The sequence below is a fragment of the Streptomyces sp. 840.1 genome (assembly GCF_003751445.1).
GTDB lineage: Bacteria > Actinomycetota > Actinomycetes > Streptomycetales > Streptomycetaceae > Streptomyces.
Map to the genome: position 1 here is coordinate 912,034 of NZ_RJUU01000002.1, position 22,900 is coordinate 934,933.

13 protein-coding genes and 1 pseudogene are annotated in these 22,900 nt (G+C 71.6%); 8 read left to right on the top strand and 6 right to left on the bottom strand.

All coding sequences use genetic code 11. The features are described from left to right. Positions 1-136: 136 nt before the first annotated feature. From EDD93_RS30250 to EDD93_RS30260, 3 genes are all read left to right on the top strand, one after another. Entirely contained in the window at positions 137-1,627 is a 1,491-nt protein-coding gene (locus EDD93_RS30250; protein ID WP_123528663.1) for an FG-GAP repeat protein, read from the top strand. A 102-nt stretch (positions 1,628-1,729) separates the two neighbouring features. Continuing rightward, positions 1,730-2,809: a dihydrodipicolinate reductase gene (locus EDD93_RS30255; RefSeq protein WP_123528664.1), complete on the top strand. Its 1,080-nt coding sequence runs from the start codon at positions 1,730-1,732 to the stop codon at positions 2,807-2,809. Continuing rightward, entirely contained in the window at positions 2,806-3,285 is a 480-nt protein-coding gene (locus EDD93_RS30260; RefSeq protein WP_123528665.1) for a carboxymuconolactone decarboxylase family protein, read from the top strand. The genes EDD93_RS30255 and EDD93_RS30260 overlap by 4 nt, the downstream gene beginning before the upstream one ends. Before the next feature lie 114 nt (positions 3,286-3,399). On the opposite strand, the gene EDD93_RS30265 is transcribed toward EDD93_RS30260, so the two are convergent. Continuing rightward, positions 3,400-5,043, bottom strand: coding sequence for a GMC oxidoreductase (locus tag EDD93_RS30265; RefSeq protein WP_123528666.1), 1,644 nt, complete (start codon positions 5,041-5,043; stop codon positions 3,400-3,402). Between the two features lie 193 nt (positions 5,044-5,236). Here EDD93_RS30265 and EDD93_RS30270 point away from each other — a divergent pair, with 193 nt between their 5' ends. Continuing rightward, entirely contained in the window at positions 5,237-5,425 is a 189-nt protein-coding gene (locus EDD93_RS30270) for an antitoxin (protein WP_123528667.1), read from the top strand. A gap of 110 nt (positions 5,426-5,535) precedes the next feature. Here EDD93_RS30270 and EDD93_RS39745 read toward each other — a convergent pair whose 3' ends face one another. Continuing rightward, on the bottom strand, positions 5,536-5,706 hold the full coding sequence (locus EDD93_RS39745) for a hypothetical protein (protein WP_185092570.1): 171 nt from the start codon (positions 5,704-5,706) through the stop codon (positions 5,536-5,538). A gap of 175 nt (positions 5,707-5,881) precedes the next feature. On the opposite strand from EDD93_RS39745, the gene EDD93_RS30275 reads away from it, so the two are divergent. After that, positions 5,882-8,398: a SpoIIE family protein phosphatase gene (locus tag EDD93_RS30275; RefSeq protein ID WP_398905570.1), complete on the top strand. Its 2,517-nt coding sequence runs from the start codon at positions 5,882-5,884 to the stop codon at positions 8,396-8,398. A 7-nt stretch (positions 8,399-8,405) separates the two neighbouring features. Here EDD93_RS30275 and EDD93_RS30280 read toward each other — a convergent pair whose 3' ends face one another. Both EDD93_RS30280 and EDD93_RS30285 read right to left on the bottom strand, forming a co-directional pair. Then, positions 8,406-9,728, bottom strand: a complete 1,323-nt coding sequence (locus EDD93_RS30280; protein ID WP_123528669.1) for a geranylgeranyl reductase family protein — start codon at positions 9,726-9,728, stop codon at positions 8,406-8,408. A gap of 475 nt (positions 9,729-10,203) precedes the next feature. After that, positions 10,204-10,689 (bottom strand): potassium channel family protein, encoded by a 486-nt coding sequence (locus EDD93_RS30285; protein WP_123528670.1) that lies wholly within the window; start codon positions 10,687-10,689, stop codon positions 10,204-10,206. A 321-nt stretch (positions 10,690-11,010) separates the two neighbouring features. Between EDD93_RS30285 and EDD93_RS30290 the strand changes: the two genes are divergently transcribed. Further along, a complete protein-coding gene (locus EDD93_RS30290; protein ID WP_398905573.1) occupies positions 11,011-13,635 on the top strand; it encodes a SpoIIE family protein phosphatase in 2,625 nt (874 codons plus the stop codon). A 75-nt stretch (positions 13,636-13,710) separates the two neighbouring features. On the opposite strand, the gene EDD93_RS30295 is transcribed toward EDD93_RS30290, so the two are convergent. Further along, positions 13,711-15,894 (bottom strand): discoidin domain-containing protein, encoded by a 2,184-nt coding sequence (locus tag EDD93_RS30295; RefSeq protein WP_123528672.1) that lies wholly within the window; start codon positions 15,892-15,894, stop codon positions 13,711-13,713. A 473-nt stretch (positions 15,895-16,367) separates the two neighbouring features. On the opposite strand from EDD93_RS30295, the gene EDD93_RS30300 reads away from it, so the two are divergent. Continuing rightward, positions 16,368-17,816, top strand: coding sequence for a helix-turn-helix domain-containing protein (locus EDD93_RS30300; RefSeq protein ID WP_260255998.1), 1,449 nt, complete (start codon positions 16,368-16,370; stop codon positions 17,814-17,816). Between the two features lie 129 nt (positions 17,817-17,945). Here the strand turns inward: EDD93_RS30300 and EDD93_RS40730 are convergent. Further along, positions 17,946-21,428 (bottom strand): annotated as a pseudogene (locus EDD93_RS40730) (M28 family peptidase). Positions 21,429-21,945: 517 nt separating this feature from the next. Between EDD93_RS40730 and EDD93_RS30310 the strand changes: the two are divergent. Further along, on the top strand, positions 21,946-22,860 hold the full coding sequence (locus EDD93_RS30310; RefSeq protein WP_123528674.1) for an oxidoreductase: 915 nt from the start codon (positions 21,946-21,948) through the stop codon (positions 22,858-22,860). Positions 22,861-22,900 lie beyond the last annotated feature (40 nt).

Here is a 22,900-nt window from a genome sequence, read left to right on the forward strand (position 1 = left end):
GCTCCCTCCCACCCCTTTCGCGTGCCGTACAACCCTTGCGGCCCACAGGCGGTCGAACGGGACGCGGGGAAGGCAACGGGCCCTTCCCCGCGTCCCCCCGGACTCGCCCGGTCATCCTTGAACCGAGGAGCCGCTCGTGCGCACCAACCGCTCGGCCGCCGTTGTCGCGGCCGCCTGTCTCCTGACGGCGGTGGCCGGCATCGCTGCCCCCGCCGCCCACGCCGGTACTCCCGGCGGAACGCACGCGAACGACCGCAACAGCGATTTCGACGGCGACGGCTACGACGACGTGCTCACCGGCGCGCCGGGCGGCACCGTCGGCGGGAAGAAGGGCGCGGGGTACGTCACCGTGCAGTACGGCTCGCCCACCGGCACCGGAACGGCCCGCGCGGCCGTCCTCAGCCAGAACACCGCCGGTGTACCGGGGGCCGCCGAGGCGGGCGACGGCTTCGGCCGGGCCCTCGCCACCGGCGACCTCGACGGGGACGGCTACGACGACGCGGTCGTCGGCGTACCCGGTGAGGACGTCGAGCCGGTGACCGACGCGGGCGGCGCCGTCGTGCTGTGGGGCTCCGCGAAGGGGCTCACGGGCGCGGCGGGCGACTGGCTGCAGGCCGACGCTCCCACGGCCGGTGCCAGGTTCGCCGGCGCCCTCGCGGCGGCCCACTTCAGCCCCGACATCCCCGGCGACCAGCTCGCCGTGACCGACCACGACGACCTCACGCTCTACCAGTACGACGCGGCCGCGCGCCGGGCATCCGCACCCCCGCCGCCCCTCTCCCACCAGCGGCTCCCCGGCACGCCGGGCCGCCCGATCCTGCCGGGGGCGATGACCACCGGCGACTACGACGGCAACGGCCTCGCCGACCTCGTCGTCTCCGGAGTCACCGGGGGCGACGAACCGGGGTACGGCTGGTCCGCGCTCTTCCTGGCCGAGGTCCAGGGCCTGCGCTACGACCGGGACCTGCGTGGCGGCCCGGCCGTCGCGTCCGGTGACATCAACGGCGACGGCTACGACGACCTGGTCACCGGGGAGCCCAGCAGCCCGGACGACGGCGGCGAATTCGTGAACGGCGGCGTGGTCGGCGTGTACTACGGCAGCGCCGGCGACGGCCCGGTCGGCGCCGAGGGTCCCGGCACACCGCCGGTGTGGTGGACCCAGGACACCGCCGGTGTCCCCGGCACGGACGAGCGCGGTGACAACTGGGGCGCGGACCTCTCGGTGGCGGACACCGACGGCGACGGATACGCGGACGTGGCGATCGGCGCCCCGGGCGAGGACATCGGCGCGGTCGCGGACGCCGGAGCGGTCTGGGTGCTGCGCGGCGCGGCCGACGGGCTGACCGCCGCCGCCGCGGCCTCCTGGGACCAGGACTCGGGGAACGTGCCGGGCGTCCCCGAGAAGGGGGACCGCTGGGGCGGCCAGGTCCGGCTGTCCGATCCGGACAAGGACGGCCGCTCCGGTCTGCTCGCCGCGGCGCCCGGCGAGGACGCCGGCAACGGCGTCGTCTGGGTGCTGCCGGCCGGCCCCGGCGGGGTCACCGCCGCCGGCTCGTGGACGTACGACGGCGGATCACTCGGCGGCCCGGCGGCCGGCGCCGCGTTCGGGGCCGCGATCGACGAGTAGCGGCGGGTGCGGCGGGCGGTCCTGACACGGGCCGGGGCCGCCCCGCAAGCCGGTGCGCGATGGCACTATGAACCTTTCATCCCGCGCGCTACCCTCCGCCGCATGATTTCCACGGTGGTCTGGGGAACCGGCAATGTCGGCCGCGCGGCCATCCGCGCCGTCGAGGCCCATCCGGCCCTGAAACTGGCGCACGTGCTTGTTCACGATCCCGGCAAGGTGGGCCGCGACGCGGGCGACCTCGCCGGGACCGGCCGCGATCTGGGCGTCGCGGCGACCGACGACATCGACGCGGTGCTGGCCACCGCTCCCGGCGCGGTGGTGTACGCGGCGTCCGGGGACATCCGCCCCGACGAGGCGCTCGCCGACATCGTCAGGGCCGTCCGGACCGGGGCGGTGGTCGTCACCCCGGCCCTGTACGCGCTCTACGACCAGCGGGGCGCCCCGCCCGAGCTGCGCGACCCGGTCCTGGCCGCCGTCGCGGACGGCGGCGGCTCACTGTTCGTCTCCGGGGTCGACCCCGGCTGGGGCAACGACGTACTGCCCCTGCTGATCAGCGGACTCGGCAGCACGATCGACGCGATCCGCTGCCAGGAGATCTTCGACTACTCCACCTACGACCAGCCCGAAGCGGTCCGCGACCTGATCGGCATGGGCCACCCGATGGAGTACGAACCGCTGATGCTCGCGGCCTCCGTCCCGACCATGGTGTGGGGCGGGCAGATACGGCTGATGGCCAGGGCGCTGGGCGTGGAGCTCGACGACATCCGCGAGACCATGGCCCGGCGGCCGCTGGAGAGCGCGGTCACCACCCGCACCATGGGCGGCTTCGAGGCGGGCACCCAGGGCGCGGTGCGGTTCGAGGTACAGGGCATCGTCGAGGGCGAGCCCCGCATCGTCATCGAGCACATCACCCGGATCCACCCGTCCTGCGCCCCGGACTGGCCGTCGCCGCCCGACGGCGCCGGTGCCCACCGCGTGATCATCGAGGGCCGCCCGCGCATCGAGGTCACCGTCGAGGCCGGCGACGAGGACGAGAACCGCTCGGCGGGCGGCAACGCCACCGCGGTCGGCCGGCTCGTGAACGCCATCGACTGGCTGGTGGACGCGGAACCCGGGCTCTACGACGCGCTCGACGTCCCCCTGCGCCCCGCAACCGGCAGACTCGGAAGGAAGCAGCCATGATCATCGACATCCCCGAGGGCCAGGAGCCGATCGGATACGTGTGGGGGGACATGGTCCCCGGCATCGGGATGGCCGCCGCGAACTTCTCCCTTTCGGTGTACCAGCACACCACGCTGGGCCTGCGGGAGTTCGAGGCGGCCCGGCTGCGGATCGCCCAGATCAACGGGTGCCTGTTCTGCCTGGACTGGCGCACCGAACGGGACGGCGAAAAGGTCGAGGAGGAGTTCGCCGACGCGGTGGACGAATGGCGCACCGCCGGGTCCTTCGACGACCGGACCCGGCTGGCCGCCGAGTACGCCGAGCGGTACGCCCTGGACCACCACGGTCTGGACGAGGAGTTCTGGACCCGGATGACCGCGCACTACAGCCAGCGCGAGATCGTCGAGCTGAGCATGAGCATCGGCTCCTGGCTGGCGTTCGGCCGGCTCAACCACGTACTGGGTCTCGACGCCGTGTGCGTGCTGCCCGGCCACTGAGCCGGACGCCCCGGGCCCGTCCCTTCCGCCCGTGCCCGGGGCGTACCCAGGAGGAGAGCCGCCATGCCCGTCTCCTCCTGGCCTGCCTGCCGTGCCTGCCGTGTCGGGCCGGTGTCACAGATCGGTGGCGATGATCTTCTCGATGTTCCGTTCGGCGAGTGCCGTGATGGTGACGAACGGGTTGACGCTGGTGTTGCCGGGGATCAGCGAGCCGTCGATCACATACAGGCCCGAGTACCCGTGCAGACGCCCGTAGTTGTCGGTCGCCCGGTCCAGCACCGCGCCCCCGAGCGGGTGGTAGGTCAGGTGGTCGCCCCAGATCTTGTACACGCCGAAGAGGTCGGTCCGGTAGATCGTCCCCTCCTTCGCGTTGATCTTGTCGAAGATCGTCTTGGCCATGTCGATGGACGGCTGCTTCCACGCGGTCTGCCAGTTCAGGTCGACCTTGCCCGTCGCGGGGTTCCAGGAGAACTGGGCCCGGTTCGGGTTCTTCGTGATCGACAGGTAGAACGAGGCGAACGTCTCGATCCCGGTCGGCAGCGGCGCGACCTCGGCGAACGCGCCGCCGGCCGCCCAGTTGTCGATGCCTCCGCAGGGGATGCTCGACTGCACGGCTCCGGTCGGGTCCCACAGGTGGTTGGCCCGGCCGCACATCACGTTGCCGTTGTCGCCCCAGCCCTTGCCGATCTCGTCGTTGAGGGCGGGCAGCTTGCCGGTGGCCTTCAGCTCGGTCAGCAGCTTGCTCGTGCCGACGCTGCCGGCCGCGAAGAACACCTTGTCCGCGGTCACCGTCTTGGTGGCCTCGGTGCTGCCGTCGGTGCGCAGCTGGTCGATGACGACCGTGTAGCCCCCGGCCGAGGCAGGGGAGACCGAAGTCACCTTGTGCAGAGGCGAGATGGTGACGTTCCCGGTCGCCATGATCTGGGCGAGGTAGGTCTTCTGCAGCGACTTCTTGCCGTAGTTGTTCCCGTAGAGGATCTCACCCGCCAGTGCCGACTTGGGTACGGTGCCGGCCGCCTCCTGCTCCATGTAGTCCCAGTCGTACACGTCGGGCACGAAGACGAACGGGAAGCCCGAGCGCTGGGCCTGCTTGCGGCCGACCCGGGCGTACTTGTAGCAGTCGACGCTGTCGAACCAGGCCGGGTCGACGGTGCCGACGCCGAGGCCGGAGTTGGCGCGCGGATAGTAGGTGGAGTACATCTCGTCGGCGTTGACCGTGGGGAGGACGGCGCCGAAGTTCTCCCGCTTCGGGGTGACGGCCATGCCGCCGTTGACCAGTGAGCCGCCGCCGACGCCGCGCCCCTGGTAGACCGTGATGCCGCTGAAGTCCTCGGCGTCCAGGATTCCGGTGTAGCGGGGGATCGACCTGTCGATGGGGAAGCCGAGGAAGTTGCTCAGCGGCTGCTTGGTCTTGGTGCGCAGCCAGTACGAGCGGCCGTCGGGGCTCGTCGTGTTGGCGAAGATCTTGCCGTCCGAGCCGGGGGTGTCCCAGGACATGCCCATCTCGACCATGTGGACCCTGATGCCCGCGCGGGCGAGCCGCAGGGCGGCCACGGAGCCGCCGTACCCGGTTCCGATCACCAGGACCGGGACACGTTCCCCGTTACCGATCGCCGTGGCTCCGGCGCGGCTCGCCGCCGTGGCGGGGGTGATGTGACCCGAGAGGGCGGCGGCCCCCACTATGAAACTTGTTCTAGCGATGAATCTGCGCCGCGAGACACCGCTCGATCCCTTGTCGGGTAAGCTTGATTCGGTCATGTGACGTTCCTCACTCTCGATCGAATGGGAACGAGTTCTACTGGCGCTCGCTCAAGAAGTCACTACATACCTGCGGGTAATTTCCCGGGGTTCGGACCCTTCGCGGCCTGCGGCGGCCCTCTCCGTCCCCGGGTGCGGCGCCCGGGTATCGCGTGGATGCTGGGTATGCCGGCGTTCCATGAGGAGGACAGTCATGAGCATGCTCGACAAGATCAAGGACCTGATCAAGGGGCATCCGGACCAGGCCCGCCAGGGAGTCGAGAAGGGCGGCGACCTCGCCGACCAGAAGACGCATGGCAAGTACAGCGGCCAGGTCGACTCCGCCCAGCAGAAGCTAAATGACCAGCTCGGTGACAAGCGGCCGCCCGCCGACGGCAGGTAGGTGAGGGGCGCACGTCCCCGCAGTCCGACGGAGCGGCAGTCGCCATCGATGGCGACTGCCGCTCCGTCGGACTGTGTGTGGGGGGTGAAGTCCGGTCGTCGGTCGTGCTGTCAGTTGTGGCCGAACTTCCGCTCGCGCTTGTGCGAGACATGCTCCGAGATCGCCTTCACGCCTTCGGGCTCGGGCGCGGTGCTCGTCTGCTCCTTGGGCTCCGCACTCGTGGAGTGCTCATGGCCGCCGCTGCGGGCGCCACGGTTGTGCCGGCTCTGCTTCTTGCCCATGATCGTGCCTCCTGTGCGGATGTCGGACGATGGGCCGCCTTTCGGGCTCGCATACAAGTGTAAAGGGTGCATTTCTGCCCGTAAGGGTCTCGCTCCGCCTCGCTGCCTGCTCTCGGCTCCTTCTCCGCCCGACGTGGAAGTGCGGAGCACGGCCGCCCGGGAGCATGCTGGGGGTGTGACCTGGTACGGCGCGGCCCGGGGTGCTCCGCTCAGCGAGGGTGCCGGAGTGCCCGGGAGACTCAAGGACGGCCGGGCGCCGGACGAACTGTCCCTGGTGCTCGCCCAGGCCGTCGTGAACGGGGTCGAGGCCGTAGGCGGACAGGCGGGCGGCGTCTACCTGCGCTCCCTCACACCGGGACTGTTGCGGCTGGCGGTACTGGCCGGGCTGCCGGGGCCGCTCTTCCGCCCCTGGTGGCGCATGCATGTGAACCGCCCCTTCCCGGTGGCCGACGCCTTCATCACCGGCCGGGCCGTCCACCTCGCCGACCCCGAGGAGGCCATGCGCCGCTACCCGCAGTTGATGGCGGGCCTGCCGTTCCCGTTCGGCTCCCTGTACGTGCCGGTCTTCAGCGCGGGTGAACCGGTCGGGGTCCTCACGGTGCTGCGCCCGGCGACCCCCGGCAGACCGGTGGGAACCGCCGAACGGCGCAGGCTGGCCGGGGTCGCCGAACGGCTGGGCGGCGCACTCACGGAGCTGGCGGCAACCGGAGTGAAACCGCGGTGGGACGAGGAACCGCTGCCCGTCCAGCTGCCCGCCGGCAGCTCGCCGCCCGTACGGATCGGCCGGTTCGACTGGGACCTGGCCAGCGGTGCCGTCGGCGCCGACGACGAACTGTGCGCGATCCTCGGCACCGAGCCCGCCGAGTTCCCCGGCACGATCGACGCGCTGGCCGCCCGGCTGGCTCCGGAGGACGTCTACGGACTGTGGGCCCTGGCCCGCCAGGCGGCAGGGTCGGGCGGCCCCGTCGTACGCAGGATGCGGCTGCGCGGCCCCGACGGCCGCTCGCACCTCCTGGAGGTCTCGGGCCGCCGGGACGCCCAGGCCGGAAACGGGGCGGCGAGCCATCTGACCGGCTTCCTGGTCGACCTCGGTATCGGCCCGGTCGTCCCCGAGGCGGCCGACCGGCTGCCGAGGGGGATCTTCTCGCTGGACCGCTTCGGCCGGATCACCTACCTCAACGACCTGGCCGAGCAGCTCCTCGGCCACGCCAGGTCCGAGCTGGTGGGGCGGGTGCTCTGGGAAGTCCTCCCGTGGTTCGCCAACCCCGCGTACGAGGACCACTACCGGTCCGCGATGATCGCCGACGACCCGGTCCACTTCCTCGCCCGGCGCAACCCGCCTCCCTGGCTCGCGATCTCCCTCTACCCGGGCCACGAAGGGCTGACCGCCGTACTCACCCCCACCGAGGAGCCCTCCTACGCGCCGGGTTCCGTCTCCTCGCCGGGGCTGGGACTCGGTTCGCCCGCCGACCGCTCCGCCGCGCTCTACCGGCCGGTCGCGCTGGCCATCGCGCTGACCGAGGCCGTCACCGCCCGGCAGGTGTCCGCGGTGGTCACCGAGGAACTGCTGCCCGCGTTCGGCGGCAGACAGCTCGCGATCTACCTGCTCAAGGAGGGCCGCCTCTACCTGGAGTGGGAGACCGGCTTCCCCAAGGGCTTCCTGGACGGGTTCGACGGCGTCGGCCTGGACGCCCGGATTCCCGGAGTGGAGACGCTCACCTCCGGCCGCCCGATCTTCTTCGAGTCCATGCAGCACCTGGGCGCCGCCTACCCCGGCATCCCCATGGACGCGGATGTCGGCGCCCGCGCCTTCCTGCCGCTGATCGCCTCAGGACAGCACGTCGGCTCCTGCATCCTCGGCTTCGACCAGCCGCGCGGCTTCAGCCCCGAGGAGCGCACGATCCTGACCGCGCTGGCCGGCCTCATCGCCCAGGCGCTGCAACGGGCCCAGCGCTACGACACCGAGGCCGCCCTCGCCCGCGGACTCCAGGACGTCCTGCTTCCGCACCGGCTGCCCGTTGTCGACGGGGTCGACACCGCGGGCCGCTACCTCGCCGGCACCCAGGGCATGGACGTCGGCGGCGACTGGTACGACGTCATCGAGACGGGCGACCGGCTGGCCCTGGTCATCGGGGACGTCCAGGGACACGGTGTCGCCGCCGCCGCGACCATGGGACAACTGCGCAGCGCCGTAAGGGCCTTCGCGCTCAGCGGGTTCGATCCGCAGGAGGTGATGAGCGGCACCAACCGGCTCCTCATCGACCTCGATCCCGGCCAGTTCGCCAGCTGCTGCTACATCGTCCTGGACCCGGCCACCGGGATCGCGCACGCCGTGCGGGCCGGACATCCGCAGCCCGTCCTGCGCCGCCCGGACGGCACGGTCGAGGTCATGGACGTGTCGGGCGGGATCGTCCTGGGAGTCTCACCCGACGCCACCTACCCCGTGAGCGAACTGCGCCTGGCCCAGGGCGAGATGCTCGCCCTGTACACCGACGGCATGGTCGAGCAGTCCGGAACGGACATCGACGTCGGCATCGAACGGCTGCGCCGCATCATCGCCGACTTCGGCCCGGCCCCGCTGGCCGACATGGCGGACCACGTGATCGCAACTGCCAGGCAGGCCCCGGACCGGCCCGACGACATCGCCCTGCTGCTCGCCGCCCGTTGGAACGACACGGACCGGTCCCCCTGAGCCGGCCTCAGCGCCGTCGTGCGTTCGGGGCGGGAACGAGACGTACCGCGGTGTTGAGCACGTGGTCGATCACATCGCGCGAGGGGTTGTCCGTCAGATTGCTGAGCAGCCGGGCCAGCGTGTTGAGCAGGAACGGCGAGCCCATCACGTACCGGTTCAGGACGGGCTGGAACCCCGAGCGGCTGAAGACGAGATCGGCGGCCGTGTTGCCGAGCCGGTAGTAGCGCCCCCAGCGCCGGTTCATCTCGACCGGGTAGTGGTGGAGCGCCCGCTCCCGCCGGGGCCCCGCAGGCATGGCCAGTGCCAGTGCGACGCTCTCGGCGGCGACCTCCCCGGCCTCCAGCGCCTGCCCGATGCCCTCACCGTTCCACGGGCTGATCATGCCGCCGGAGTCGCCGACGAGGAGGAGGCCCCGGGTGTACAGCGGATGACGGTTGAGGCCCAGCGGGAGCGCGGCGCTGCGGACGGGCCCCTCGGCGTTCTCCTCCCGCAGCCCCCACTCGGACGGCGTACGGGCCAGCCACTGGTCCATGGTCGCCCGCAGGTCCGGCTTGCCGTGGCGGCGGTGGGGGATCGCGCCGAGTCCCACGTTGACGCGCCCGTCACCCATCGGGAAGATCCAGCCGTACCCCGGCAGGAAGCGGTCGCTCCTGGGGAAGCGGAGGTCGGCCCAGAGCTCCAGGTACTCCTCCCGGGAACGCTCGGGGCTGCGGTAGTAGCGGCGGGCCGCCGTGGCGATCTGGCGCCTGGTGTCCCGTTGCAGCCCCATCGCGAGGGCCAGCCGGGCGGAGGCGCCGTCGGCGGCGATGACGACCGGGGCCCGGTGCACCACCGGGTCACCCTTCCCGGACACCGCGCTCACGCCGGTGATCCGGCCGGCCCGGTCGGTCACCGGCTCCGTCACCTTCACGCCCGTGCGCAGCCGGGCCCCGGCGGCGACGGCGTGGCCGGCCAGGATGTCGTCGAAGTCGTGGCGGCTGCGGGTCAGACCGAAGTCGGGGTAGCCGCCCAGCGCGGGCCAGTCGATCCGCACCTGCCGGTCCCCGGTCACCCAGCGCATCCCGCGCGACCGCGTCCAGCCCGGTGCGTCGATGTCGACGCCCATCCGGATCAGCTGGTGCACCGCACGCGGCGTGAGGCCGTCCCCGCACACCTTCTCCCGGGGGAAGTCGGACTTCTCCAGCAGCAGCACGTCCACGCCCGCCCTGGCGAGGTGGAAGGCGGCGGACGAGCCGGCCGGGCCCGCCCCCACCACGATCACCTGGGCCTCCTCGGACCCGCCGGGGGACTGTTCGTCGGCCGGGGACTGGTCTGCACGCGCTTCCCGCATCGGGAACCCTTTCCTGGGGCGGCCGGAGCCGCCCGGAGAAGGCGGCCCTGTACACCGACATCCTGCCGGTTCGCGCCGCTCGGCGGCAGGGTGATCACGCGTGCGAGGTGTGTGGGCTTTCGGCCCGTCCGGTGCGCCCGCCGCCACGCGGACGGGGCCGCACGGTGTGCGGCCCCGGGCGACGAACAGAAGAACGGACGGGTAGTCGGACGGACGGGCAGAGCTGCGGAAGTCCCGGCGGGTGACCGCCGGGCGAACGGAGGACGGACGGGCGCCGACCGGCTCAGTACGGCAGCGGACGCCCGGACGGAGTGCGCAGATCCAGCGGCGGCGGCCGCGACGGAAGCTGGGGACGTCTGACAACCCTGATGCGGCCCACTGCCACCACCTCCTGTCGGTCACCCGACCTATGCCCGGCGGTGCGCCGTTCACACCCCCGGGGGCCCGTGATCGCGTTCCGTGACCGGCGCCGGCCCTACTCCGGTGGTCGGTGGCCCGCGTCGGCGAGCAGCCGCTCGATCCGGTCGAAGCGCTCGTGCAGCAGCTGGGCGGTCTCCTCGCGGACATGACGCGCGGTCTGCTCCGCCGAGGCGGCGAGCCGGTGACGGCGCTCGCGTTCATGCCCCACGAACCAGGTGGCGAGTGCCGCCGTGACCATTCCGTACGTGGTGATGCCCACGCCCATCACCACGACGGCGACGATCCGGCCCCACAGCGTCACCGGGTAGAAGTCGCCGTACCCGACGGTCGTCGCGGTCTCCGCGGACCACCACAGCGCCCGGGGATAGCTGGTGATGGTGGCGCGCCCGGCGTGCTGTTCCGCCACGAGCACCGCCCAGGAGCCGGCGAGCACGGTCAGGGCGAGGACCACCGTCGCCCCACCCACCGCCTTCAGATGGAGCGAACGGCCTTCCCGGCCGAGCAGCAGCTCGACCGCCTTGGTCAGGAACACAGGCACCATTTCCGGATCATGCCCGGCCGCCGCCGGTGCCGGAGCACGGGCGCGCACCGGCGGCGGCCCCCGTCACCCGATCGGAACGACCCGCCCGGTCCCGGGCAGGACCCCGGCCCCGCGCTCCGCGTTCCGACCCCGGCAATCCGTGTTAAACCTGGATATGTGGGTGGTACAGGTCGGTTCCGGGCGTGGTTTCACCGCTCCGCCCGGCGGCCGCGTCGGCATGATGGCGGACGTCCGGGCGGTGAGCGGCGTGCGCCGTCCGGACCGGACGTGAAAGGGCACTCGGCCGGCCGGAGACTGCGCGCACTCTACGGCGCTCGCACCGTGGCCGGACAGGTCTTCTTCACGACGCTGGGGATCGTGCTGCTGCTCGTGGCGGCGGCGGTCATCTCACTGGTGCTCCAGGGCCGACGCGACAGCGCGCACGAGGCCGAGGCCCGTTCGATGAGCGTGGCGCAGTCCTTCGCCAACGCACCGGGCACCGCTGCGGCGCTGGACAGCAGGAACCCCACCGCCGTACTGCAACCACAGGCGGAGAGGGTCCGGGAGCGCACCGGGGTGGAGTCCATCGTGGTCGCCGGGACCAATGGGATCCGCTACACCCACCCCGACCGCGAACTGATCGGCAAGCACATCATCGGCCCGTACAAGGAAGCCCTGGAAGGCCAGGCCTTCACCCGCACCTTCACCACGAGCCGCGGCCCCGCGGTCGTCTCGCTGGCCCCTGTCCTGCGGCGCGAGGGAACGGTCGCCGGGCTGGTCTCCGTGGCCATCACGGTCGAGACCGTGAACGCCGTGGCCGAACCGAGCATCCCCTTCGCCATCGGCACCGCCGTGGGCGCACTGGTCCTCACGACGGGCGCCGCCGCCCTGGTGAGCCGTCGGCTGGGCCGCCAGACACACGGTCTCGGCGCGGCCGAGATGACCCGGATGTACGAGCACCACGACGCGGTGTTGCACTCGGTCCGCGAGGGCGTCCTCATCATCGGCGCCGAACACCGGCTGGTGCTCGCCAACGACGAGGCCCGAAGACTCCTCGGCCTGCCCGCCGACGCGGAGGGACGCGCCGTCACGGAGCTGGGCCTGGATCCGCGCACCGCCGAACTGCTGGCCTCCGGCCGGGCCGCCACGGACGAGGTGCGGCCGGCCGGGAACCGGCTGCTGGCCATCAACCTCCGCCCGACGGCCGAACGCGGCGGGCCCCCGGGCGTCGTGGCGACCTTGCGGGACACCACGGAACTGCGGGTCGTCACCGGCAGGGCGGAGACCGTGCGGGAGCGCCTGACGCTCCTGTACCGCGCCGGTGCCCGGATCGGCACCACCCTCGACGTCACCACGACCGCACGGGAACTCGCGGAGGTCTCCGCCCCCGGATTCGCCGACTGCGCGACGGTCGACCTCGCGGACGCGGTGCTGCGCGGCGAGGAACCGGAGACACCCTCCGGCGACGTGATAGACGTACGGCGCACCGCCGTCTCCGGCACCGGCGAGGACCACCCCCTCTACCCGCTCGGCCGCGTCATCGGGTTCGTGCCCACCGAGGCCGAAGGAATCGGCAGCAGCAGCGGCCACACCTGGCTGGTGCCCGACCTGACCGCTTCCGAGCAGTGGCGGCAGTCCGACCCGGAGCAGGCCGCGAGAATCCTGGAGTACGGATTCCACTCGCTGCTCTCCGTACCGCTGCACGCGCGCGGTGTCATCCTCGGCATGGCCAACTTCTGGCGTGCGGAGAACGAGGAGCCCTTCGACGCCGAGGACCTGTCCTTCGCCGAGGAACTGGTGGCCCGCGCCGCCGTCAGCGTCGACAACGCCCGGCGCTACACCCGCGAGCACGAGATGGCCGTGACCCTGCAGCGCAGCCTGCTCCCGCGCGGGGTTCCCGAGCAGAACGCGCTGGACGTCGCCTTCCGCTACCTGCCGGCGCAGGCCGGGGTGGGCGGGGACTGGTTCGATGTGATCCCGCTGTCCGGCGCACGGGTCGCCCTCGTCGTGGGCGACGTCGTCGGGCACGGTCTGCACGCCGCCGCCACCATGGGCCGGCTGCGCACCACGGTGCACAACTTCTCCACGCTGGACCTGCCGCCCGACGAGCTCCTCGGACACCTCGACGAACTCGTCGCCCGGATCGACCAGGACGAGCAGGCCGACGGCGGCGTCGCGGTCACCGGGGCCACCTGCCTGTACGCGATCTACGACGCGGTGACCGGGCGCTGCTCGGTGGCCAGGGCAGGCCACCCCGGACCCGCCCTCGTACTGCCCGACGGCACCGTCGAGTTCCCCGACATTCCGGCCGGTCTGCCTCTCGGGATCGGCGGGATGCCCTTCGAGACGGTCGAGCTGGACGTGCCCGAGGGAAGCCGGCTGGTCATGTACACGGACGGTCTGATCGAGCGGCGGGACCAGGACATCGACGAGGGCCTGGAGCAGCTGCGCCAGGCCCTGGCCGACCGCGACCGGACGCCGGAGGAGACCTGCGACGACGTCCTGGAGGCCATGCTGCGTACCCGGCCGGGCGACGACGTCGCGCTTCTGGTGGCCCGCACCCGCACCCTGGACCCGGCCCGGCGCGTGCAGTGGGAGGTGGCACCGGACGCCTCCGCCGTCTCCGGCGTCCGTAAGGAGGCCACCCGGTGGCTCACCGACCAGGGGCTCGACGAGGAGGGTTTCGTCACCGAGCTGATCCTCAGCGAGCTGGTCACCAACGCCATCCGCTACGGCTCCGAGCCCATCACCGTGCGTCTGCTGTACGACCGGGCGCTGATCTGCGAGGTGGCGGACTGCAGCAGCACCTCACCGCATCTGCGCTACGCCGCGACCACCGACGAGGGTGGACGGGGACTGTTCCTCGTCGCCCAGTTCGCGGAGCGCTGGGGCACCAGGTACACCGCGCGCGGCAAGGTGATCTGGTCGGAGCAGACGCTCGGTCAGCCGGAACCGCCACCCGGATAGGCACGCCCCGACGGCGACGCGGGGCCCGGCAGCAGTTGCCGGGCCCCGCGCCGTCCGTTCACCTCATGAGCGGTGTCACGGGAAGGACACCACGTTGGACGGGACGGTGGACGTCCCCGACGTGGGCGCTCCGGTGTTGTTGATGACGTGTTCGTACTGGCCCTGGCCGCCGAGCGAGACGACGAGCAGGTCGTGGAACTTCACTCCGGGCTTCACCGGGGCCTCGAAGCCGTGGCCCTGGATGATCGTCGGGTCCACGTTGTAGTAGCAGTAGCTGCCCAGGCCCCACCCTTCGTGGGTGGTGACGGAGTCGTCGACCTTGTAGGCCGCGTACCCCTTGGTGCTGCCGTTCTGGACGGCGGCCTGGTTGGGGGCGTCGTACGACTTCTCGTTCTGGAAGAAGATCGTCTTGCCCCGCTCGCCGGACCAGCGCACGTCGTACTTGTTGAAGTGCTCGACGAACAGCCCGGTCGCCAGCACGTCGTCGCCGTTGACCTGGAGGCCGTAGTCGGAGCGGTTGGTCTCCCAGCCGACCCCGTCGCCGTGGTCGGCGCGCCACAGCCAGGTGTGGTCGATGATCGTGTCGTCGTTGTTGATCACCATGGCGGTGGTGGCCTTGCCGGCTCCCGCGCCGCCGACCCGGACGAACACGTCCTGGACGGTGGTCGGGTTCGCCGAGTGGTCGGCCGAGGCGCCGTCGGGGCCGACCTGGACCAGTACCTGGGAGTTCTGCGGACCGGCGTCGACGAGCAGGCCGGCGAGCTTCACGCCGTCCACGTCACCGACCTTGATCGCGGTGACCCCGTTGTCCGGGATGATCGTGGCGAGACCGAGGCCCAGGACGACCGTGTTGGCGCGGTCGATGTTGATCGTCTGGTTCACGTGGTACACACCGGGCGTGAACAGCAGGTGCAGACCCTGCTGCACGGCCGCGTTGATGGTGGCGGCCGAGGCGCCGGGCTTGACCACGTAGAACTGGCTCAGCGGGATGGAGCTGCCCTGCGGCGTGCCGTTCCAGGAGACACCGCGTGCGTTGGTGCGCTTGGCGGGGACGAACACCTTGTAGTCGTTGCCGTCCAGGTAGAGGAACGGCTTCTCGCGGGAGACGGTGGTGGTGTCGAGCGTGGTGTACGGCGGGTTGGGGAAGCTCTGGGCGGGGGCGCCCTCGACGCCGGAGAACGTCATGTTCCAGACGCCGTTGCCCCAGCTGCCGATCGAGCTGTCGCGGGTGTACCACTGCTGCTGCGAGTACGGGCCGACCTGGCCGTCGATCTTGCTGTCGGCGATGTACCCGCCGCTCGCCCAGCCGTAGCCGTTCGGCGCCAGGTTGAGTCCGCCCTTGACGTGCATGCGGCGGAAGGGTGCGGCCTGCGAGACGGCCCAGCGGTCGGTGCCGCTGACCGGGTTGAGCGCCAGGTTCTCCGCCGAACGCCAGAAGTTCTGGGTGGCGTTGCCGTTGAACCAGCCGGCGTCCACGGTCACATCACCGTTGAAGGTGGTGTCGTCGGGCTTGAGGCCGAGACCGGCGATCGAGGTGTAGAACCCGATCTGCGCGTTGAGGTTGTTGTACGTGCCCGGCTTGAACATCAGCGCGTAGCGGCCGGTGCCGAACTGCGCCGACTCCTGCTTCTTGAAGATCTCGTCGACCTTGGCCTGGATGTTGGGCATCGAGGGGTCGAAGACGAGCACGTTGGGACCGAGGTCGCCGCCGCCGGGAATCTGCGGGCCGCCTCCGCCGCCGGTGGTGCCGAAGACCTGGAACTCCCAGAGCGAATAGCCGTACTGGGTGGCTCGCGTGGTGCCCGTCAGCCTGACGTAGCGGGCGGTGCCGGAGACGTTCAGCGTCTCGTTCCCGCCGGGGCCGGCGGCGGTCGAGTAGGCGGTGCTCCAGTTGCTGTCGTCCGTGGAGAACTCGATCTTGTAGCTCTTGGCGTAGGCGGTTTCCCACTTCAGGGCGATCTGGCTGACCGAGGCGGCGGAGCCCAGGTCGACCTCGATCCACTGGGGGTCGGAGGCGGCACTCGACCAGCGGGTGCCGTTGTCGCCGTCCACGGCGGAGGCGGCCGGCGTTCCGTAGTTCTCCTGGCTGGAGGCGGTCACCGTCTTGCCCTGCGAGAGCAACGAGGGCGCTGCGTCCGCCGGGGTCGAGGGCACGAAGGCCAGGAGCGAGACGACGAGGCCGGCGACGGCGGTCAGTACGCCGGTACGTCTTCTTCCGGTCGAGCCCAAGGGTCTGTGGAACACGGGGGGTGCGTACATGAGGAAGTCTCCTGAGTCGCGGTACGGGTGCACGACACGAAGTCGGAGAGCGCTCTCTCCGACCGATAGGGATACTTCTGCCTCCGTTCCCCGCACGTCAATAGGTGTGCAACACCCGCTTGGCAAGGCGTCATTGAGAACAAGAGTTGATGACGGATATCTCGCGGTTGACCAGGTTCGGCACGCCTTCGCGGCTTCGGCGCCGCAGATCTGACGCAGCGTCGATTCAGATGATGATGGTGCGTACACATGGAGTGACTGAAGCAGCGCGCGCCGTTGCCACCGCAACGCGGCGCGGCCCCGAGGCGCATGGGGCGGGGCGGAGGATCTGCGCACCGGAGGCCACCGCGCCTGTTACCGGACATCTTGCCGACGACCCGGGGACAGCGGGCGTGAGTGCTCGCTATCCTCCGGGGCATGAGCCGTGAGCATGGCACGCGCGGCGCCCTTGACCAGGCGCGATGGTGGTTGCGGTGAGCGGGGGGACGGGCTCGGCGCCGGCCGGGCCCGGTGGCGCGGAGGCCTGGAGATCCTTCGGGCTCCGGCTGCGCCAGTGGCGGCGGCGGGCCGGGCTGACGCAGGCTCAGGTGGGTGCCCGCGTCGGCTACGACCACACCGCCATCAGCAAACTCGAACACGGCAGCCGCCGGACGCCGCTTCCCCTGGCACGCAGGCTGGACGACCTGCTGATGGCGGGCGGCGACCTGCTGGCCGCCTGCGAGGCGGCCGAGGCGCGGGAGGCCGCGTCGGCCACGGGCGGGACGCCCGGCGGTCCGCCCCCGGCCGCCCCGGTCCGCCGGGGGCCGCTGCCCGGCGAGCCCGCCGGCGGCGCGCTCCTCTCGATGCTGCCACCGGGAACCGCGCTGCCCACCCGCCTGCCGGCCTACGGTCTGGCCTGCCCGGTGCACGGCCGGAACGGCTGCGCCGTACCCGCGCTGGTCGATGTCGCCGAACTGCACTCCGCCTTCTGCGCCTTGGGCCCGGATGCCTCTTCCCGCCCCGCGCTGGACACCGAGACCATGCACGCGCTGACCGCACTGCTGGCCGTCTGCCTGCGCGCCGACGAGGAGCGCGGCTGGCCGGGAGCGACCGCGGTCGTCGAGCGCACACTGCACGCGATGCTGCGGTGGATGGTGCTGCCCTCGGCCCCCTACCAGCAGCAACTCGCCCCACTGGCAGCCGAGTACGCGCAGTCGGCCGGCTGTCTGCGGCTGCTGTGGGGACGCAACGGCACCGCGATGGCCTGGCTCGACCGCTCGCTGCTCTGGTCCGCGATGGCCGGTCATGTGGGGACCGAGGTCGCCGCGCTGAGCGACATGAGCACCCTGGCCCGGCTGGAGGGCGACGGGCCGTCGGCGCTGGCGTACGGCGGAGCCATCGGACAGGCCGCGGCGGGCCGGCCCTGGGCGGGGGCCCTGAGCGACCTGTACCAGGCACGCGGACACGCGGTCCGGGGGGACGCCGTGCGGACCCTGAGGCACATCGACCGTGCCTGGTCCCAGCTGGACCGTGTCGAGGAGCGGGACGAGACGGAGGCCCCCTGGCTCTCCGTGGCCTCGGTGCGGCTGCGGGTGGAGTCGGGCGCGGCCGGTGCGCTGCGCGATCTCGCGGTGGCCACCGGGGACCGCCGGTTCGCCCTGCGCGCGGTCGGGGCGATCGGCACCGCACTCGGACTGCTGCCTTCCGGCATGCTCTCGGCCCGGATGCTGTTCCTGGCCCGGATGGCCGACGCCCACGCCTGCGCGGGCGACCTGTCGGCGGCCCAGGCCGTGGCAGCTCCGGTGCTCGACACCACCGAGGTGACGCCGTCGACCCTGCTCGGCCAGGAACTGCGCGGACTGCACGGCAGGCTGGCGGGCCGTGGCGCCGGACGCCCCGAGACCGAGGACTTCGTCCGCAGACTGGCCGCGGTGGTCCGCTGAGCCGTCCGGCCAACGCTGCCGGCCCGGCGCCGGGCCGCGGTCCCTCGCAACGCCGGACCGGGGCGGCCCGCCGCAACGCCGGGGGCGGGGCGTGTCGTCCACGCCCCGCCCCGGCCCCCCGATCCCGGATCAGCTCACGTCGAGCGCGACGTCGTCCACGACGAAGCTGGTCTGCAGGTAGGCGTCCTCCTTACTGGTGAACCCCAGCGTGACCGTCTGTCCCGAGGCGGAGCCGACGTCGAAGCTCTGCTGGACGTACCCGCTGCCCGCGTCGAGATTCGAGTACGTGGCCAGCGTCCGCGTCCCCAGCTTGACGGTGAACGTGTCGTAGGCGCTCGCGTCGGCCGCCGACTCGTCGGTGTCGGTGCGCAGGAAGAACGACAGCCTGTAGGTCGAGCAGCCTGCGGGGACGGTCAGTGACTGCGAGGCGCTGTCACTGTGGGTGCTGCCCCAGCCGCCGAACCAGGCCTGGTAGGCGCCCGTGTGCGCCGGCTTCTCCGACGTCCGGTTGTTGATGACCCCGTCCGTCTGGGTCCATGGCGCCGTGCCGTTCTCGAAGCCGCCGTTGGCCACGACCTGCCGCGCCTGGCAGTTGCCGCCACCGCCGACGACCAGCGAGTAGGTGGTGGTGTGGGTGGCGGTGCCCGTCGCGGTCACCGTGAGCGTGTACGTGCCTGCGGTGGCCTGGGCCCCCGCCGACACGGTCATCGTCGAGGACGATCCCGACTGCACGGTCGCCGGGGCGAAGGAGACGGTGACCCCGTTCGGCGCGCCGGAGGCGGTCAGGCGGACGCTCTGTCCGGAACCGCTGGTGGTGGCCGTGGACACGGTCGCGGTCGCCGAGGCGCCCGGCTGCACGTTGCCGGACACCGGGTTCACCGAGACGGAGAAGTCGTCGGCCGGTGCGGTGGTGCCGACCGCCGTCTTCCACACCGTGTAGGCGACACCGTCGGCGCTGCGGTCGAGCGCGGTCGCGCTGATGTTGGCGGTGGTGTCACACGACTGGTGGTAGCACGGATCGTACGAACGACCTGCCGTTCCGCCCCACTTGGCGGCCTGGGCCGAGGTCTTCGTGTCGCTCGCGCCGGTCGCGTAGCCCGAGGTGGCGATCCCGCCCTGCTGGAAGGAGTAGTCGTCGGAGCGCCCCTGGCCCTCGACGTTCTCCTCCGGGGCGAGGCCGAGCGAGGCCCAGTACTCCTTCATCGGGGCCGAGGCGGCCGAGTTGAGGTTGTTGATGAAGTAGCCGCCGTTGGTGGAGGCGATCATGTCGAAGTTGTAGTACGCGCTGATGGCTGTGCGCTGGGCGGCGGTGAGCTGGCCGACGTAGTACTGGGAGCCCTGCAGGCCCTGTTCCTCGCCGTTCCACCAGGCGAAGCGGACGTGCTTGGTCATCGTCGGGTTCTGCTGGGCCAGCGCGAGCGCGTTCTCCAGCAGGGTGGCGGAGCCGGAGCCGTTGTCATTGATCCCGGGTCCGGCGCTGACGCTGTCCAGGTGGGCGCCGAACATCACGGTCCTGTCCGCCGGACCGCCCGGCCAGTCCGCGATGAGGTTCTTGCCCGCGTAGGTGCAGCTGCCGCAGGTCTGCTCGCTGACGGTGAAACCGGCCGCCTGGAGCTTGCCCTTCACATAGGCGAGCGAAGCGGTGTACCCGGCGCTGCCGGCCCGGCGGTTGCCGCCGTTCTGCGAGGCGATGGTACTGAGCTGCGAGAGGTGCGCCTGCACATTGGCGACGCTGATGTCGGGCGGCGTGCCGCCCGGTGTGCCGCCGCCGTTGCTGATGGTCAGCGTGTACTGCGCGGTGTGTTCCTGGGTGCCGGCGCCCTTCACGGTGAGCGTGTAGGTCCCGGGCGCCGCGGCCGAGGTCGTCGAGACGGTCATGGCCGAGGTCGCGCCCGACTGCACGGCGGACGGGCTGAAGGAGACGGACACCCCGCTCGGCTGACCGGTCGCGGACAGGTTCACCGTCTGCGCGCTGCCGGAGCTGACGGTCGTCCTGACCGTGGCTGTCACGGAGCTGCCGGGCTTCACCGAGCCGGTGGCCGGGTCCAGCGACATGGAGAAGTCGTTGTTGCCGCTCGGGGTGCAGGTCGGGTCACCGCTCTGCGCGGGCACGCTGACGGCGTCCCAGGCCGCCTTCGTCCGGTTGAACAGCACACAGGTGGCGTCCAGCGTTCTGGCCGAGGTGAGCGTGGCCGTGCGGTAGCGCTTGTACGTCATGCCGCTGGTCTTGAGCAGCATGCCGCCGTAGAAGACCTTTCCGGCGCTCTGGATGCCCACCCCGGTGACCGATGAGCTGTTGCACGTCGGGCTGGACGGCTTGCTGCCGCCGGGGCTCGATCCCTCGGCCAGCAGGTAGAATCAGTGGTTGAGCGGACCGGCCGCCGCGTGCTCCTCGGTGCTGGGTATGGAGGAGCTGTAGCAGTTCGGGTCGCCGATCTGGCCCGGGTTGTACATGATCCGGATCGGCCCGTTGCCCACGAGGTTGATCTTCTCGCCGACGGTGTAGTCCGGGTCGTCGTACGGGGCCGGCTCGTTGGTGTACGCCTCGGTGAGCGCGCCCATGATGTCGCCGGTGGCCTCACCGAGTCCGGACTCGTTGTTGGCGCCGCCGGGTGTGTACTGGTCGATGCCGTGGCCGAACTCGTGGCCGACGACGTCCATGGCGCCGATCCACTGGTTGGCGTTGTTGTGGCCGATGGAGACGGTGGAGCCGTCCCAGTAGGCGTTCACGTCGTTCAGCCCGACCTTGACGGGCCAGCTGCGGCCGTTGCCGTCGTGACCGTTGCGCCCCAGCCAGTCGCGCAGCATGTCCCACTCGTGCTGGGCCGCCCACATGACGTCGACGCAGCCGGTCTCCTTGCTGGAGGCGCTGCCGGTGCCCCAGGAGTCGGAGGACTTGGTGAAGACGCCGCCGGTGCTGTAGTCGGCGCAGCTCAGGCCCGGCCTGCCGGGGTCGCGGAGGGAGTAACTTCCGCCCGAGGAGGTGGTGTTGATGGACAGCGGGGAGGGGCCGTTCCACTGGCTGTTGCCGGTGCCGGCCTTGACGTCGTCGTAGCTGTCGAGCACCGCGCCGGTGCCCGCGTCGACGAAGACGTGCAGATGGCTGGGCGCCTTCGCGGTCCGGCCCGTCAGCACCGTCTCCCAGGCCAGCCGGGACTTCCGTCCGGTGGCCCGGACGACCAGCCGGTGGCTGTCCACCCGCTCCACCGACTTCAGCTTCCCGCGTGCGGTGCTCTCGGCCCTCGCTGCCGAAACGGTCGCGGTGGTGGGGACGTTGATGCGCCGGGAGACCGCCGACTGTGCGCCGCGGACCCGCCCCTTGGAGTCGGCCACCACGACGGCGTCCCCGCCGACGACCGGCAGTCCTCGGTAGGTGCGCTGGTAGGCGACCGAGTAGAGCCCGTTGACCCAGGGGGTCACGTTCTGCCGCTCGTAGCGCTCCTCGGGCCCCTTCGCCAGGGCGTCGAGCCCGCTGGCGGCCGCCCGGTCGGCGGCCGACACGGCGGCGGCGAGGGGGGTGGGGGCCGGGGGAGACGGTTCGGCGGAAGCCGGCCGGCCGTTCGTGACGACCAGCATTGCGGCGAGGACGGCCAGGGTTGTCCCGGCCGTCATCGGTCTGCGTTTCATCGAGGCTCCTCGGTTCGTGGGGAGCTCGATCCCGGGCAGCGGCGTGGGGAGACGCCCCTCCCGCGCGGCTGCCGTCGGCCGTCCGCCCAGGTGGTGTCCGTGATCGAGCGACCGAACACTCACACGTCGCCATGCACTGGTCAACGAACTGGGGCCGCTGCAAGGGGAGTTGGCAAGTCTGGTCAAGTCACCCTGGTGGGATCGCACAGCGAACGCACAGCCGGTACACAGCGGCCGTGCGGTGAACGCGCCGCGAGGGGTGAGGGGTTGACCGCGTGGTTCGCGCGAGAGACCGAGGGTGCGCCGGCGATCGGGCGCGGGAGGAGCGCGCGAGGAAGTGGACAGATTCGCGGGGCGGGGTTTACTATGCACCCGCACTGAATGATCTTGCCACGAAAATATCCACCGTTACTGTACCACCTCTTACTCGAATGCGCAAGTGCTCCTGACGTACCGTCACGTGGTGGGCTCCGGTCCGCCGCCCACGAGGAAGACGACAGACATGACTTCGGGAACAATCACCGCAGCGGCCGCCGGGACCTGGCGGCTGGGCGACCTGACCGTCAACCGGATGGGCTTCGGCGCCATGCGCCTGACCCAGGACGGTGCGGCGCTCACCACCGTCCGCACCCCGCACGACCGGGACCGCGCCATCGCCGTGCTCCGCCGCGCCGTGCACCTCGGCGTGAACCACATCGACACCGCGGCCTTCTACTTCTCCCCGATGCGCTCCGCCAACGAGCTCATCAACCGGGCGCTCGGCCCGTACCCGGACGACCTGGTCATCACCACCAAGGTCGGCCCCGGCCGGGGGCCCTCCGGCGACTGGCTGGACTGGGCCCGGCCCGAGGACCTGCGCGGCCAGGTCGAGGAGAACCTCCGCCAGCTCGGCCGCGACCACCTCGACGTGGTGAACCTCCGCATGAACGGGCCCGCCTCCGTCGCGGACAGGTTCGGCGCCCTGGCCGAACTGCGCGAGGAAGGGCTCATCCGCCACCTGGGGCTCTCCAACGTGGGGGCCGACCAGATCGCCGAGGCCCTGCCCATCGCCCCGGTCGTCTGCGTGCAGAACCGCTACGGCATAGCCTCCCGCCGCGCGGACTCCGACGAGGTGCTCCGGCTGTGCGGAGAGCGGGGCATCGCTTTCGTGCCGTTCTACGCCATCGCCGGCGAGGGCCACGAGGCCGGGGCCGCCGAGGCCGCCGTGAGCGAGGTGGTGTCGGCCGTCGCCGGGGCCCACGACGCCTCGCCCGCCCAGATCCGGCTGGCCTGGACGCTCCAGCGCGGCCCGCACGTACTGGCCATCCCGGGCACCGGCAACCCCGGACACCTCACCGAGAACGTGGCGGCGGCCGCCCTGCGGCTCACCGACGACGAGCTGCGGCTCCTCTCCGGACCCGGTCGGGACGCGGGCTGAGACACGCCGCCGGCCGGCCCCGGGGCGCCCGGGGCCGGCC

Coding starts and splice junctions, on each gene's coding strand:
- EDD93_RS30270 (WP_123528667.1), top strand. CDS start 5,237: ATGAGCATGCTCGACAAGATCAAGGACCTGATCAAGGGGCATCCGGAC.
- EDD93_RS30280 (WP_123528669.1), bottom strand. CDS start 9,728: ATGCGGGAAGCGCGTGCAGACCAGTCCCCGGCCGACGAACAGTCCCCC.
- EDD93_RS30295 (WP_123528672.1), bottom strand. CDS start 15,894: ATGTACGCACCCCCCGTGTTCCACAGACCCTTGGGCTCGACCGGAAGA.
- EDD93_RS30285 (WP_123528670.1), bottom strand. CDS start 10,689: ATGGTGCCTGTGTTCCTGACCAAGGCGGTCGAGCTGCTGCTCGGCCGG.
- EDD93_RS39745 (WP_185092570.1), bottom strand. CDS start 5,706: ATGGGCAAGAAGCAGAGCCGGCACAACCGTGGCGCCCGCAGCGGCGGC.
- EDD93_RS30265 (WP_123528666.1), bottom strand. CDS start 5,043: ATGACCGAATCAAGCTTACCCGACAAGGGATCGAGCGGTGTCTCGCGG.
- EDD93_RS30260 (WP_123528665.1), top strand. CDS start 2,806: ATGATCATCGACATCCCCGAGGGCCAGGAGCCGATCGGATACGTGTGG.
- EDD93_RS30310 (WP_123528674.1), top strand. CDS start 21,946: ATGACTTCGGGAACAATCACCGCAGCGGCCGCCGGGACCTGGCGGCTG.
- EDD93_RS30255 (WP_123528664.1), top strand. CDS start 1,730: ATGATTTCCACGGTGGTCTGGGGAACCGGCAATGTCGGCCGCGCGGCC.